We start from the raw sequence: 14,981 nt of genomic DNA, 5'->3' as shown, positions 1-14,981 counted from the left end.
CGAACGTGGAACGCCCCTCGCAACACTCCGGGCCCAGCCGACACACAGAGGGGGGAACACACCATGAACGTGACGGTGATCGGATCGGCGGGCGCGGCGTCCGCGGAGGAACGGGCGCTGCGCGACCTGTACGTGGAGCACGGACCGGCGCTCCACTCGTACGTGCTGCGCCTGTTGGGCGGGGACACGCACCGCACCGAGGACGTCGTCCAGGAGACGCTGCTGCGGTGCTGGACCAAGCAGAACCTGGTCGACGACGAGGGGATGGCGGTGCGTCCCTGGATGTTTCGGGTCGCCCGCAACCTCGTCATCGACGCGCACCGCATCCGTGCGGCGCGACCGCAGGAGGTCAGCGGTGCGACCTGGGTGAGCGAACTGGGCATCGAGGTCGACGACATCGACCGGATGCTGTCGTCCATCGTGGTGCAGGACGCCCTCCAGGCACTGACACCCGCGCATCGCGAAGTGCTCCTGGCGACGTTCTTCGCGGACCGCACCACCCAGCAGGCGGCCTCGGTCCTGGGTGTCCCGCAGGGCACGGTGAAGTCCCGCGTGTACTACGCCCTGCGCAGTCTTCGAACGGCGCTGGAGGAGCGAGGCGTGCGGTAGAAGGATCAGGGCTCCAACTCGCGCAGGGCCTGCCGGACCTCGTCCGCCTCCGTGTGGCCGCCCTCCTCGAGCAGGGCGAGCGCCGCCGTCCACGCCTCGCGGGCCGGTCCGTGATCGCCGGCGGCGCGGTGGGCGTCTCCCAGGTGGCGCAGGGTGTCGGCCTCCAGGAAGCTGCTGCCGATCTCCCGGTACAGCTCCACGGCCCGCTCGAACCGGGCGACGGCCGCGGCGTGGGCGCCGAGGTGATGGTGGGCGTAGCCGACGCTGTCCTGCGCGGACGCCTCACCGCTCAGGTCGCCGACCTCCTGGTGCAGGGCGACGGCCTTCTCGCAGTGATCCAGGGCCTGTTCGAGATCGCCGAGCAGGATGTACGTCCAGCCGATCTCGTTGCGCACACTGGCCTCGCCGCTGCGGTGGCCGAGGGAGTGGTACAGCGTGCCGGCCTGCGCGTAGTGGTCGAGTGAGACCTCGTACCGCTCCAATTGGTTGGACTGGTAGGCGAGGGCGCGCCGGGTGCGGGCCTCGCCGAAGGCGTCGCCCGCCTGCCGGAAGAGCTCAAGTGCCCGGCCGAGCAGCCGTAGCGCCTCGTCCTCGTGCCCGAAGCGGGTGTGGCCGAAGCCCAGGCCGCGCAGGGCGTGCGCCTGGCCGACGGGATCGTCCAGGGCCTGGGCCGAGCGCAGCGCCGCCTTGTTGATCTCCATCAGGTCGTGCCAGTAGCCGAGGCGGTCGAAGTACAGGTCCAGGGCGTAGGCGAGGCGCCAGGCGTGGTCGTGCCGGCCGTGAGCGGTCGCGAACTCGACGACCGAGCGCAGCACTTGGCGCTCGGAGCGCAGCCAGCCGATCGCCTGCTTGCTGTCGTTGAACCGCAGCGGCCCGCTGTCCGTTGTGCTCGCCGCGAGGGGGATGGTCTCCCGGAACGGGCCGAGGACGGCGGAGGCGTGGTGGGCGGTGTGGAGGTAGTGGTCGGTCATCCGCAGCAGCACCGCGTCGCGCTCCGCCGCGCCGCTGTGGTGGGCGACGAGTTCCTGGGCGTAGGCGCGCAGCAGGTCGTGGAAGACGAACCGGCCGGGGGCGTGTTCGATGAGCAGGCTCGCCCCGGACAGCTCGGTCAGCAGCGCCCGTACCTGCCGTCGTGGCATCCCGGCCAGTGCCGCCGCCGCGGCGGTGCTGATGTCCGGGCCGGGGTGCAGGGCGAGGCGCTGGAAGAGTACGGCGGCCTCGGGCGACAGCGCCTGGTACGACCAGGAGAAGACGGCGCGGGCGTCGGTGCCGGTGTCGTGGCCGACGGCGAACGCGTCGAGGCTGCCGTGTCCGGCCCGGAGTTCCTCGGCGATGTCGGCGAGCCGGAAGCAGGGGTTGAGGGCGGCCCGCGCCGCCACGATGGCCAGGGCCAGCGGCAGCCCGGCGCACAGGCTGACGACGGCGTCGACCGCGTCCGGTTCGGCGTCCACGCGCGCCCCGCCCAGGCGCCGGACCAGCAACTCCCGCGATTCCGCCGCGCTCAGCAGCCCCAGCGCGAACGGCCGCGCCCCGTGCCTGGCCACCAGGCCGGTGAGCCGGTTGCGGCTGGTGACGATGGTCAGACAGCCCGAGGTGCCGGGCAGCAGTGGCCGTATCTGCTCGGTGTCCCGGGCGTTGTCCAGCACGATCAGCACCCGGCGCTCGGCCAGCAGGCTGCGGTACAGGGCGGTCTGCGCGTCGAGCCCCTCGGGGACGGCCTGCGGTGCCACCCCGAGCGCGACGAGGAACGTCGAGAGCGCCTCGCCGGGGTCCGTCCGGCAGCCTGCGGGGTCGTAGCCGCGGAGATTGACGTAGAGCTGTCCGTCGGGGAAGCGGTGGGCGACCCGATGGGCCCAGTGCACGGCGAGCGTGGTCTTGCCGGCACCGGCCATGCCGTCGATGACGGCGATGGCGGAGGTGCCGGTGGCGGGTACGGCGGCGTGATCATTGTCGGCCAGCAGTGCTTCGGCACAGTCGAGTTCGGCACGGCGACCGGTGAACGTCGCGAGGTCCGCGGGCAGTTGAGAGGGGCGCACTTCGGTGCTCTCCGGCGGCTGCGGCGCGTCCGCGACACCGGGGACGGCACCGGCCAGAACCTGGGAGTGCAGGGTGCGCAGCGACGGCCCCGGCTCGATCCCCAGCTCGTCGACCAGGGTGCGGCGCGTCCGCGCATAGACCTCCAGTGCGTCCGCCTGCCGCCCGCAACGGTACAGGGCGACGAGCAGCAGTTCGCTCACGGTCTCGCGCAGCGGCTGGGCGTCCCGCAGGGCGAGCAGCTCCGGCACCACGGCCTCGTGCCGGCCGAGTTCCAGCTCCGTCCGCAGGGTGAACTCCAGGGCGTTCAGCCGCCGTTCGGCCAGATCTGTCCGCGCAGCCTCGGCGAACGGGCCGGGCACTCCGGCCAGCGCGGGACTGGCCCAGTCGGCCAGCGAGGTGCGCAGCAGCCGGAGGGCCAGTTCCCCCTCGCCGGACGAGCGATGCCGTTCGGCCCGCGCCACCGCACGCGTGCAGTCGGCCAGGTCGGAGGAGAACAGGTCGTCCCGCAGGGCATACCCGTCCCCGGCCGAGACCAGGATCCGGAACGGCTCCCCCTTGCCCCGCTCGGGCTCCAGCAGCTTGCGCAGCCGGGAGGCGTACGTGCGCAACACCGGCACCGCGCCCGTCGGCGGCTGTGTCCCCCAGATCCCGTCGACGAGGTCGGCCACGGCGACCGCGTCTCCTCGGCGCAGCAGCAACATCGCGAGAACGGCGCGTTGTTGGGGGGAGCCCAGCGCCAGTTCCTCGGTACCGCGCCAGGCCCGCAACGGACCCAGCAGGGAGAACCGGAGGGGCTCCGTTTCCGTTTCCTCCACGGCTGAGGACAGTAGCGGTCGAAATTCCGAACGTCAGCTCGAACCGACATTTCCCGCCAGCCGCCCGACCGGGGGTGTTCCCCTCGGTCGACACCCCGAAGGAGACCGGCCGATCACCGCTTTCGTACTCGGCGCCGTGGCGGGCCTGTTGGCGGCCACCGTGACATCCCTCGTGCGAGCCCGCCTGCGCCCGCCCGAGACATGCACCTGGTGCTCCACGACATCCGGACACCGGGTCACCGGCCACGAGACCCGTCTGTGCAAGGGACACGTCCAGGAACTGCGGCGCCGCCGCCTGGACCGCATGGCCAAGGGTGCCCCCTGGGAGCCGGACCCCTTCGGCAACCTCTGGCTGCTGCCCGAGGAAATCGAGGGACAGGGCCGCACGGACCCGCACACACTCCGCACGCCGCTGCCTGACCAGCATCGACACACCTGGAAGCGGGAAGCATCCTGGACTGCCTACCGCCGCACCCGGGCGGTACGGAGGCGCCGCTAGCCTCGGCATCGCGAACGGGAACCGCCGAAGGGCCGGTGGCACTCTGTGTGAGCGGGGGTGACCCCGTAGAACGACGTAGGACAGGGGGCTGTGGTGAGCCAGGTGCTCTATGGGGAGCGGTCGTGGAATCCGCTGGCGCGGACCGTCGAGTTGAGCGATGCCGGGCTGCGCAAGGGCGGTAGGACCACGCCGCTGCACGAGTTGAACCTCGTCGCCATGGCGGACGCCTTCCAGCGCGGGCAGTGGCTCGGCGGCGGCGGTACGGAGCGTCCGCTGAGCGGGCTGCCGGAAGGGCCCGGCGTCGTCCCGGTGACGCGCGTCACCGGCACCAGCAAGCCGCTGAAGGTGCGCGAGGCCGCCGAGTTCGCGCGCACCCTGGGGGAGCTGGCCGTACGGCACAGCGGTGGGCCGCAGCAGGTGGCGGCCGTCGCGGAGATGGCCCGCGCCGAGGGCGTACCGCTGTGGATCGCGCGCCGGTTCGCGCCCGGACCGGCCGGGCCGATCGCCGTCGCCGTGGACCGCAACCTGGTGCGGGTGGACGTCTGGGGACCGCACGCCCCCGCCGTACGGATCCGCGCGCCCTTCGGCTTCCACGGCGAGCGCTCCGATCCGTCCCAGGGGCTGCGGGTGACCGTCGGCGAGGTCTCGGCGGAGCTCGTCCTCCAGGGCCGCAAGCGCAAGTCCAAGCGGTACGCGGAGGTGACGCTGCCCGGGCAGCGCTGGGTGCTGAAGCGGGAGAACGCGAAGAGTTCCGTGCTGCTGCGCGACGACCGGCCGGTGGCCCTGCTCACCCGCCCCCGGGGCCGGCCGGAACCCGAGCCGGGCTCGGTACTGCGGCCACTTGCCACCGTGCAGCACCAGAGCCCCGACCCGCTGGACGCCGTCATGGCCCACGTCTTCGCCGTCGCCTTCGGGCTCGGCGACACCACGGGCGCGGCCCGGTTCCGGGCCGAGCGGCGCCGGACGCACTTCGGGGAGCCGATCGCCGTGGACGAGTGGTGGGACCGCCCCTGGTTCAGCAACCTCGGCCTTGACCGGGAGGACAACGAACTCGGCGGCGCCGACGGCTGGGGCTCGGACGGCGGCGACGGCGGGGACTCCGGGGGCGGCGACGGCGGCGGGGGAGACGGCGGTGGCGGTGGTGACGGCGGTGGCGGCGGAGGTGGCGACTAGCCCGGAGCGGGGGCAGGCGGGTGGTGGTCCCGTCCGGGTGACGTGTGGTGTGTCGAGGCGGTCCGTGGTCCAGTTCACATGGCGTATGTGGGGTGCGGCCGACACCATGGGGGCCTCACCGCCAGGCGAAGGGATCACGAATGTTCCGCAAGGTGCTGGTCGCCAACCGTGGCGAGATCGCGATTCGGGCGTTCCGCGCGGGCTACGAGCTGGGCGCGCGCACCGTCGCCGTCTTCCCGCACGAGGACCGCAACTCGCTGCACCGTCTGAAGGCCGACGAGGCCTATGAGATCGGTGAGCCGGGGCACCCGGTGCGGGCCTACCTCTCCGTCGACGAGATCGTCGCGGCGGCCAGGCGCGCGGGCGCGGACGCCGTCTACCCCGGCTACGGCTTCCTCTCCGAGAACCCCGAGCTGGCCCGCGCCTGCGAGGCCGCCGGCATCACCTTCGTCGGGCCCGGCGCCGACATCCTTGAGCTGACCGGCAACAAGGCCCGCGCGGTGGCCGCCGCCCGCGAAGCCGGCGTACCCGTGCTCGGCTCCTCCGCGCCCTCCACCGACGTCGACGAACTCGTCCGCGCCGCCGAGGACATCGGCTTCCCGGTGTTCGTCAAGGCCGTCGCGGGCGGAGGTGGGCGCGGAATGCGCCGCGTCGAGGACCCCGCCCAGCTCCGCGAGTCCATCGAAGCCGCCTCCCGCGAGGCCGCCTCCGCCTTCGGTGACCCCACGGTGTTCCTGGAGAAGGCCGTCGTCGAACCCCGCCACATCGAGGTGCAGATCCTCGCCGACGGACACGGCGACGTCATCCACCTCTACGAGCGGGACTGCTCCGTGCAGCGCCGCCACCAGAAGGTCATCGAGCTGGCCCCCGCCCCCAACCTTGACCCCGCCCTGCGCGACCGCATCTGCGCCGACGCCGTGAGCTTCGCCCGCCAGATCGGCTACCGCAACGCGGGCACCGTGGAGTTCCTCCTGGACCGCGAGGGCAACCACGTCTTCATCGAGATGAACCCGCGCATCCAGGTCGAGCACACGGTGACCGAGGAGGTCACCGACGTCGACCTGGTCCAGGCGCAACTGCGCATCGCCGCCGGGGAGAGCCTCGCCGACCTCGGGCTCGCCCAGGAGACGGTCACCTTGCGCGGCGCGGCCCTCCAGTGCCGTATCACCACGGAGGACCCCGCCAACGGCTTCCGCCCCGACACCGGCCGGATCAGCGCCTACCGCTCCCCGGGCGGCTCCGGCATCCGGCTGGACGGCGGCACCACTCACGCCGGCACCGAGATCAGCGCCCACTTCGACTCCATGCTGGTCAAACTGACCTGCCGGGGCCGGGACTTCGCCGCCGCGGTGGGCCGTGCCCGGCGCGCCGTCGCCGAGTTCCGCATCCGCGGCGTGGCCACCAACATCCCGTTCCTCCAGGCGGTGCTGGACGACCCGGACTTCCAGGCGGGCCGGGTCACCACCTCGTTCATCGAGCAGCGCCCGCACCTGCTGACCGCCCGCCACTCCGCCGACCGCGGCACCAAGCTGCTGACCTATCTCGCCGACGTCACGGTGAACCGCCCGCACGGCGAGCGCCCCGACCTGGCCGACCCGATGGCCAAGCTGCCCCCGGTACCGGAGGGCCTGCCCCCGGCGGGCTCCCGCCAGCGCCTGATCGAGCTCGGCCCCGAGGGCTTCGCCCGCGCCCTGCGCGAGTCCCCCACCCTCGGCGTCACCGACACCACCTTCCGCGACGCCCACCAGTCGCTGCTCGCGACCAGGGTCCGCACCAAGGACATGCTCGCCGTCGCCCCGGTGGTCGCCCGCACCCTGCCCGAACTGCTCTCCCTGGAGTGCTGGGGCGGCGCCACTTACGACGTCGCGCTCCGCTTCCTCGCCGAGGACCCCTGGGAACGGCTCGCCGCGCTGCGCGAGGCCGTGCCCAACATCTGCCTCCAGATGCTGCTGCGCGGCCGCAACACCGTCGGCTACACCCCGTACCCCACCGAGGTCACCGACGCCTTCGTCCAGGAGGCAGCGGCCACCGGCATCGACATCTTCCGCATCTTCGACGCCCTCAACGACGTCGACCAGATGCGCCCCGCCATCGACGCCGTACGGCAGACCGGAACCGCCGTAGCGGAAGTGGCCCTGTGCTACACGGCCGACCTGTCCGACCCGAACGAGCAGCTCTACACCCTCGACTACTACCTCCGCCTCGCCGAGAAGATCGTGGCCGCGGGCGCCCATGTCCTGGCCGTCAAGGACATGGCCGGACTGCTGCGGGCCCCGGCCGCCGCCACCCTCGTATCGGCGCTGCGGCGGGAGTTCGACCTGCCGGTGCATCTGCACACCCACGACACCGCGGGCGGACAGCTCGCCACCTACCTGGCCGCCATCCAGGCCGGCGCGGACGCCGTGGACGGAGCGGTGGCGTCGATGGCGGGCAGCACCTCACAGCCGCCCCTGTCCGCGATCGTCGCCGCCACCGACCACTCGGCCCGCCCGACCGGCCTCGACATCCAGGCCGTCGGCGACCTCGAGCCGTACTGGGAGGGCGTCCGCAAGGTCTACGCCCCCTTCGAGGCGGGCCTGCCCGCGCCGACCGGCCGCGTCTACCACCACGAGATCCCCGGCGGACAGCTCTCCAACCTGCGCACCCAGGCCATCGCGCTCGGCCTGGGCGACCGCTTCGAGGACATCGAGGCGATGTACGCCGCCGCCGACCGGATGCTGGGCCGCCTGGTCAAGGTCACCCCGTCCTCGAAGGTCGTGGGCGACCTGGCCCTGCACCTGGTGGGCGCGGGCGTCTCCCCGGCCGACTTCGAGGAGTCGCCCGACCGGTTCGACATCCCCGACTCCGTCATCGGCTTCCTCCGCGGCGAACTGGGCACCCCGCCCGGCGGCTGGCCCGAGCCCTTCCGCAGCAAGGCGCTGCGCGGCCGCGCCGAGGCCAAGCCGCCCACGGCCCTGACCACCGACGACCGCACCGGACTGGTCAAGGACCGCCGCGCCACCCTCAACCGGCTCCTCTTCCCCGGCCCGACGCGCGAGTTCGACACCCACCGCCAGAACTTCGGCGACACCAGCGTCCTGGACAGCAAGGACTTCTTCTACGGACTGCGCCAGGCCAAGGAGTACGCCATCGACCTGGAGCCCGGCGTGCGGCTGCTGATCGAGCTCCAGGCGGTCGGCGACGCCGACGAGCGGGGCATGCGTACGGTGATGTCCTCCCTGAACGGGCAGTTGCGGCCCATCCAGGTCCGTGACCGGGGCGTGGCCTCGGACATCCCGGTCACCGAGAAGGCGGACCGCGCCAACCCTGGCCATGTCGCGGCGCCGTTCGCGGGCGTGGTGACCCTCGCGGTCGCCGAGGGCGACCAGGTGGCGGCCGGGGCGACGGTGGCGACGATCGAGGCGATGAAGATGGAGGCCTCGATCACCGCCGCCAAGGACGGCACCGTCTCCCGGCTCGCCGTGGGCCGGATCCAGCAGGTCGAGGGCGGCGACCTGCTGGTGGAGATCGCCTGAGCCGCAGGCTTCAGCGCTCCTGACGGCAGTACAGGTACAGGTGGGGCTCCGGCCCCGCGCCGGGATGGTCCGGGGTGAAGACGGTGCTGTCACTGGACAGCACCGTCAGCCCCGCCGCCTCGACCATGGCGGTGAAGTCCTCCTCGGCGAAGCTCGTCGCCCGGACCGGCTGTCCCATGAAGACGATCTCCAGGTCCTCCACGTCCGCGGGCACGGTGGCGACCACGAGATGCCCACCGGGCTTGACGGCCCGCGCCAGCCGCCTCAGCAGCGCGGACTGCTCCGCGCGGGTCATCTGGAGCAGCGAGAAGAACACGCACACACCGTCGAAGAAGCCCTCCTCCAGCGGGAGTTCACGGATGTCGGCCCGGCGGAACTGGGCGTCGGGGACCTGGCGGGCGGCGAGTTCCACCATCACCGGGGAGACGTCGATGCCGACCACGGAGTGCCCCGCTCCGGCGAGCGCCGCGGCGGTGGGCCGTCCGGTGCCGCTGCCCACGTCCAGCGTCCACGCGGCGGCCGGCAGCCGCCCGATCAGCCACTCCAGTGCGGCCAGATGCCCGGGGGCGTGCGCGAACGCCTTCTCGTAGTCGGCGCCCAGCGTGTCGAACAGCACGGCGGCGGGCGGGCGTTGGTCCTCTTGCGGCACGTCGGGTCTCCCTTTCGCTCGTCGGCCCGCATAGTCGCACCCGGCGGACGCGGGCCACAACGGCGGCCGTGCGCGTCCGCACGCCCCCGGCAGGGGAGAATGAGGGCCTGACCGACGATCGAACCCTTGCGGAGGAGCGGGAAGATGCAGGACGAGCGAGCGGGACAGGTCGCCGGGCCCGAGGACCTGATCGACGTGGCCCGGCTGGTCACGGCGTACTACGCACTGCACCCTGACCCGGCCGAGCCCGGCCAGCGGGTGGCGTTCGGCACCTCGGGGCACCGCGGCTCGTCCCTCGCGACGGCGTTCAACGAGGACCACATCGCCGCCACCAGCCAGGCCATCTGCGAGTACCGCACCGCCCAGGGCACCGACGGCCCCCTCTTCCTCGGCGCCGACACCCACGCCCTGTCCGAGCCCGCGCGCATCACGGCGCTGGAGGTGTTCGCGGCCAACGACGTGACGGTCCTCATCGACCAGACCGACGGCTACACCCCCACCCCGGCGGTCTCCCACGCCATCCTCGCCCACAACCGCGGCCGCACCTCCGGCCTCGCCGACGGCGTCGTCGTCACCCCCTCCCACAACCCGCCCGCCGACGGCGGCTTCAAGTACAACCCGCCGAGCGGCGGCCCCGCCGGCTCCGAGGCGACCTCCTGGATCCAGGACCGCGCCAACGAGATCATCACGGGCGGTCTGAAGGACGTACGCCGCATCCCGTACACCCGCGCCCTGACCGCCCCCGGCACGGGCCGCTACGACTTCCTCGGCACGTACGTGGCAGACCTGCCGCAGGTCCTGGACCTGGAGGCGATCCGCTCCGCCGGAGTGCGCATCGGCGCGGACCCGCTGGGCGGCGCGTCAGTCGCCTACTGGGGCCGCATCGCCGACGAACACGCCTTGGACCTGACGGTGGTCAACCCGCTCACCGACCCCACCTGGCGCTTCATGACGCTGGACTGGGACGGCAAGATCCGCATGGACTGCTCCTCGCCGTACGCCATGGCCTCGCTCATCGAGCAGCGCGCCCGCTACGACATCGCCACCGGCAACGACGCCGACGCCGACCGCCACGGCATCGTCACCCCGGACGGCGGCCTGATGAACCCCAACCACTACTTGGCCGTGGCGATTTCGTACCTCTTCTCCCACCGCTCGCAGTGGCCGACGGCGGCCGGGATCGGCAAGACCCTGGTGTCGTCCAGCATGATCGACCGAGTCGCGGCGGACGTGGGCCGTCCGCTGGTCGAAGTCCCGGTCGGATTCAAGTGGTTCGTGGACGGCCTGTCCGACGGCAGCCTCGGCTTCGGCGGCGAGGAGTCGGCGGGCGCGTCCTTCCTGCGCCGCGACGGCTCGGTGTGGACCACCGACAAGGACGGCATCATCCTGGCCCTGCTCGCCTCCGAGATCACGGCGGTCACGGGCAAGACCCCGTCCCAGCACTACACGCAGCTCACGGAGCGCTTCGGCGCCCCCGCCTACGCCCGCGTCGACGCCCCGGCGTCCCGCGAGGAGAAGGCCCTGCTCGCCAAGCTGTCCCCGAGCCAGGTCACCGCCGACACCCTCGCCGGAGACCCGGTCACGTCGGTGCTGACGGAGGCTCCGGGGAACGGCGCCGCGCTCGGCGGCATCAAGGTCGGCACGGCCAACGCCTGGTTCGCAGCCCGTCCTTCGGGCACGGAGGACGTCTACAAGATCTACGGGGAGTCCTTCCTCGGCGAGGACCACTTGGCCCGGGTCCAGGAGGAGGCCAGGTCGGTGGTGCTGGCGGCGCTGGACGCGTGAGGTGGACGAGGCGGTGGTGACGGCGCTGGTCGCGGCGGGCGCCGCGATCGCCGGCGGCGGGCTGACCGGGTGGTTCACCCTCTCCGCCGCCAAGCGCCAGGCCGCGGCGGCGTGGGCGGCGGGCGAGCGCCAGGCCGCGGCGGCATGGGAGGCGGGCCGTCAACAGGCGGCCGCCGCCTGGGACGCGGGCCAACTCCAGGCAACGGCCCAACTGGACGTGGCCCGCCGCACACTGACCGAGCAGACGCTGGCGAACCAGCGGGCGGTGCGGCGGGCGGCGTACGTGACGTTTCTGAGCCGGACGGACAGCGCCCAACTGGCGCTGACTGCCTGGCAGTCAGCGATCGGGACGTCGGAGGAGACGGCGCGGCGGCGGGAGTACGACGTGGCGATGGGCGCGGTGGGGGAGGCGCTGAATGTCGTACGGCTGGAGGGGCCGGAGGCGGTGACGGTGGCCGCGGAGGCGTTGCGGAACTCGCTCTCCGCGAGTGCTCTCGGTCCCCAACACCCGGTGACACAAAGGGCGTTCCTGGAGGCGGCTCGCGCTGCACTGACTCCTGTGTAGCGCATGCGGCGCGGTTACGATCGACGGTGCCTGAGATGAGGGGGCCTGGTGCAGCTGAAGGTGTCGTACGAGGACCGGAGCGATGCCGTCACCGTCGTGCGGGTGGAGAGTGACTGTCCAGGCGGCACGGTCGATGTCAACTGTGCGTGGGAACTGCGCAAGGTCATGGTGCAGTTGGCCGAGCAGGGACGAAGGACCCTGATCGCCGACCTCAGTGGGATGGACGACATCAACAGTGTGGCCCTGGACGTTCTGGTCGGGGGCCTCAAGCGCGCGCACTTCAAGGGCGCCAGGCTGTCGGTCGTGGTCACCAGTGAGCGGTTGCGTAACTCGTTGCCCAAGGCCGGTCCGACCTGGTCCTATCGCATCCACGACACCGTGGCGGGCGCGGAGGAGGGGGACGTCGTCCGGGCGGGTCGGCACACCTACGAGCACCTCTCGGAGAGCATCACTCTGGTGAAGGTCATGCTTGACCTGGATGTCTACACCTCGGTGGGGCTCCGCAAGGTGCTGGTCGATCTGATCAAGCAAGGCAGGTACTTTCTCGTCATCGACTTGACGGAGGTCGAGTACCTCGACTCCACGGGACTGGGTGTGATCGTCGGTGCGTTGAAGTACGTCCGGGCCTTTGAAGGAGCGCTGGCCCTGGTTGTGCCGTACGAACCAGCGGTCAAGCAGTTCCGGATCACCGGACTGACGAAAGTGTTTCCCATCTTCCGCTCCGTCGATCCGGCCGTCGAGTTCCTCGGCCGAGAGGTGCTCGGTGCACATGCCCGACGGTGAGGCCCGCCTGCGTACCGCGCTTCAGTGGGATCCCGTACGCCTCGGAGTTCACCCCGCCCCCGGTCTCGACGACGGCGTTGACCTGCCGCCGACGGAGTACTTGCTCCGCCCGCACGACGAGACCCTGCGCGGACTGCTGGCGCGGTCGGCGGCCACGAACCGCGGTGTGTTCGTCCTGTTGGTGGGTCGGTCCGCGAGCGGCAAGACCCGTGCCGCGTACGAGGCGGTGAAGGCGGTCCTGCCCGACTGGCCCGTGCTGTACCCCACCGACGCCGACGAATTGACCGCGGCCGACGTCGCCCCGCGGACCGTGCTGTGGCTCGACGAGGCACAGCGCTGCCTGAGCGGCGCCGTCGGCGAGCGAGCCGCGCGGGCCCTGGTGCGGCTGCTCGACGAGGTGGCGCCGCTTGCCGTGGTGGGCACGATGTGGCCGGAGCATTTGCGGCGGCTGACGGAGAGAACCCGCGGTGTCGAGGACGAGTTCGCACACACTCACGCCCTGTTGACGGGGCGTCATACCCGGATCGCGGTGCCGGACACCCTGTCCGTCGACTCCCCGGAAGTCGCCGCGGCGGCCGCCCGAGACCCCCGCCTCGCCGCTGCCGTCCGCGCAGCGGGCCCCGGCAACCGTGTGCTTCAGCATCTCACCGGTGGACCGGAGTTGGTCCGCCGCTGGGAGATGGGGCCCGACCAGTGGTTCACCTCGGCCGAGCATGCCGTGCTCACCGCCGCCGCCGAGGCACGCAGGCTAGGTCACGCCAGTGCCGTACCGGCCCGCCTGCTGATGGAGGCCGCGGCTGGGTTCATGGACTCCACCGCCCGTGCAACCGCGGGCAAGGAGTGGTTTCCGGCGGCCATCGGCTCGCTCACCGCAAGCGCGGGCGGCCCCGCACCACTGATCGCCGAGCGGCACGAGCCGGGGGTCGGCGACCCTGACAGCTACCGCCCGGACGACTACTTGGAGCAGCACATCCGCCGGGTCAGGGCGCACCGCACGCCCCCCGCCGAGTTCTGGGCTGCGGCCGCCTGGGCCAGGACCCCGGACGACCTCCACGCCTTCGCCCGGGCCGCCGAACAGCGCCGCCGCTACGGCTGTGCCGCCACGCTCTACGACATGGCCGTCCGTCAGGGCCACGGGCGGGCGCGCGCGGAGTGGGCCGTACTGCGGGAGACCACCGACGGACAGGCCGCCGCGGAAGAGACAGCCGCCACGGACCCCGGCGCCTGGGTGGCTCTGGCGGTGGCGCGCGAGGCCGAGGGCGATCGGGCGGGCACCCGACGCGCCTACCTGCGTGCGGCCGAGGCGGGCGATGTGTGGGCCTGGTCCGCGCTGGCCCGGATCTGCGAGCAGGAAGGCGACTTGGGCAGCGCTGACGAGGTGGCTGCCCGGGCCCCGGCGGTGGCGCAGTCGCTCGCCTGGCGGACGCTCGGCCGGATGCGCGCGGCAGACGGTCCTGCGGCGGCGAAGGCGTTCGAGCAGGCGGTGAGCGTCGGCGACGGCTGGGGGCACGTCGGGCTCGCCCAGACGGCCGAACGCGCCGGAGACCTGCCGAAGGCGGTGGAACACGCGACCCGGGCGGCCGAGGCCGGGGTGACCGAGGCCTGGGCCCGTCTCGTGCGGCTGCAATGGGCGCTCGGTGACCGGACGGCGACCGTGGCCGCGGCCACCGGCGGCGCGGCCGCCGCGAACCCCGAGGGCTGGACCCAGTTGGCCCAACTGCGCCACGCAGCAGGCGACTTGTCCGGCGCCGCCGCTGCCCACCGAGAGGCCGCAGCCCTCGGCGTCGGCGCGGCCTGGCGCGAACTGGCCCTGCTCGCCGAGGCGGACGGCGACCGGACCGCCGCCGAGGAGGCCGCCGCGCAGGCGGTACGCACCGGCGACCCGGAGGCCTGGACCGCCCTGGCTGAGGACCGGGCGGAACGCGGCGACGACACCGGCGCAGCCCATGCCGCTGCCGAGGCGGCCCGAGCCGGTGACGTAGAAGCATGGATCACCCTGGCCCGCGGCCGCGAACGCGCCGGAGACCCCGAGGGCGCGGAACGCGCCGCCGACCTGGCAGCCGACCGAGGCTCCCCGGCGGCGTGGGCCGCCCTGTCCCGGATGCGGGAGCGGTCGGGTGATCGGGAGGGATCAAGGCGCGCGGTGTCACGGGCGGCGGCGCTCGGTGCCACCGACGCCTGGACCGCACTGGGCCGCGTCCGCGAGGCCCAGGACGACACCGCCGCCGCCGAGCGCGCCTACATCCGCGGCTGCGAAGCGGGCGACACCGAGGCGTACGCCGCACTCGGCGCCCTCTACCTTGCCCAGGGTCGCCCCACCGAGGCCCGCGACGCCTACCGCTCAGCCGTGGACGCGGGCCTCCCCGACGCCTGGGAGGGCCTGCTGTCGGCACTGGCTGCCCAGACACCGCGCGCCGGCTCGGCGCAGACAGCGGAGCGACTGCGCAGGACGGGGCTCAGCCTCTAGGCAGCGCCGAGCCGCTCCATGGGCAATGCAATTCCCGTTCACCGCCGCGGACATGGAGATAGCCTCGGGGCTGCCGGCGTCCAA

The 14,981-nt window shown here is 72.8% G+C and carries 10 protein-coding genes and 1 pseudogene; 9 read left to right on the top strand and 2 right to left on the bottom strand.

What is annotated here, in order from left to right:
* Window positions 1-63: 63 nt before the first annotated feature.
* Complete coding sequence (locus tag BN159_RS05915; RefSeq protein WP_015656007.1) at window positions 64-609, top strand: sigma-70 family RNA polymerase sigma factor; 546 nt, start codon at window positions 64-66, stop codon at window positions 607-609.
* Window positions 610-614: 5 nt separating this feature from the next.
* On the opposite strand, the gene BN159_RS05910 is transcribed toward BN159_RS05915, so the two are convergent.
* A complete protein-coding gene (locus BN159_RS05910) occupies window positions 615-3,461 on the bottom strand; it encodes an AfsR/SARP family transcriptional regulator (RefSeq protein ID WP_015656006.1) in 2,847 nt (948 codons plus the stop codon).
* A gap of 136 nt (window positions 3,462-3,597) precedes the next feature.
* Between BN159_RS05910 and BN159_RS05905 the strand changes: the two genes are divergently transcribed.
* The 3 genes from BN159_RS05905 to BN159_RS05895 all read left to right on the top strand — a co-directional run bounded on the left by BN159_RS05905 (window position 3,598) and on the right by BN159_RS05895 (window position 8,648).
* On the top strand, window positions 3,598-3,960 hold the full coding sequence (locus BN159_RS05905; protein ID WP_041818859.1) for a hypothetical protein: 363 nt from the start codon (window positions 3,598-3,600) through the stop codon (window positions 3,958-3,960).
* Window positions 3,961-4,053: 93 nt separating this feature from the next.
* The gene (locus tag BN159_RS46020; protein ID WP_041820860.1) at window positions 4,054-5,133 is read left to right on the top strand and encodes a hypothetical protein; all 1,080 of its coding nucleotides are present in this window, start codon (window positions 4,054-4,056) and stop codon (window positions 5,131-5,133) included.
* A 140-nt stretch (window positions 5,134-5,273) separates the two neighbouring features.
* Window positions 5,274-8,648 (top strand): pyruvate carboxylase, encoded by a 3,375-nt coding sequence (locus BN159_RS05895; protein ID WP_015656003.1) that lies wholly within the window; start codon window positions 5,274-5,276, stop codon window positions 8,646-8,648.
* Window positions 8,649-8,658: 10 nt separating this feature from the next.
* Here the strand turns inward: BN159_RS05895 and BN159_RS05890 are convergent, their stop codons facing one another.
* A complete protein-coding gene (locus BN159_RS05890; RefSeq protein WP_015656002.1) occupies window positions 8,659-9,297 on the bottom strand; it encodes a class I SAM-dependent methyltransferase in 639 nt (212 codons plus the stop codon).
* A 144-nt stretch (window positions 9,298-9,441) separates the two neighbouring features.
* Between BN159_RS05890 and pgm the strand changes: the two genes are divergently transcribed.
* From pgm to BN159_RS05870, 5 genes and pseudogenes are all read left to right on the top strand, one after another.
* A complete protein-coding gene (gene pgm, locus BN159_RS05885) occupies window positions 9,442-11,082 on the top strand; it encodes a phosphoglucomutase (alpha-D-glucose-1,6-bisphosphate-dependent) (protein ID WP_015656001.1) in 1,641 nt (546 codons plus the stop codon).
* A 1-nt stretch (window position 11,083) separates the two neighbouring features.
* Complete coding sequence (locus BN159_RS05880) at window positions 11,084-11,647, top strand: hypothetical protein (protein ID WP_041818857.1); 564 nt, start codon at window positions 11,084-11,086, stop codon at window positions 11,645-11,647.
* Between the two features lie 48 nt (window positions 11,648-11,695).
* Window positions 11,696-12,022, top strand: a pseudogene (locus tag BN159_RS47535) (STAS domain-containing protein); the annotation flags it as partial.
* A 72-nt stretch (window positions 12,023-12,094) separates the two neighbouring features.
* Entirely contained in the window at window positions 12,095-12,430 is a 336-nt protein-coding gene (locus BN159_RS46905; protein ID WP_269451011.1) for an STAS domain-containing protein, read from the top strand.
* Window positions 12,417-14,897, top strand: coding sequence for a tetratricopeptide repeat protein (locus BN159_RS05870; protein WP_015655998.1), 2,481 nt, complete (start codon window positions 12,417-12,419; stop codon window positions 14,895-14,897). The genes BN159_RS46905 and BN159_RS05870 overlap by 14 nt, the downstream gene beginning before the upstream one ends.
* Window positions 14,898-14,981: the final 84 nt, after the last annotated feature.

It is taken from the genome of Streptomyces davaonensis JCM 4913 (genome assembly GCF_000349325.1).
In the GTDB taxonomy this organism is placed as follows: Bacteria; Actinomycetota; Actinomycetes; order Streptomycetales; family Streptomycetaceae; genus Streptomyces; species Streptomyces davaonensis.
This window is presented reverse-complemented; position numbering and strand designations above follow the sequence as displayed.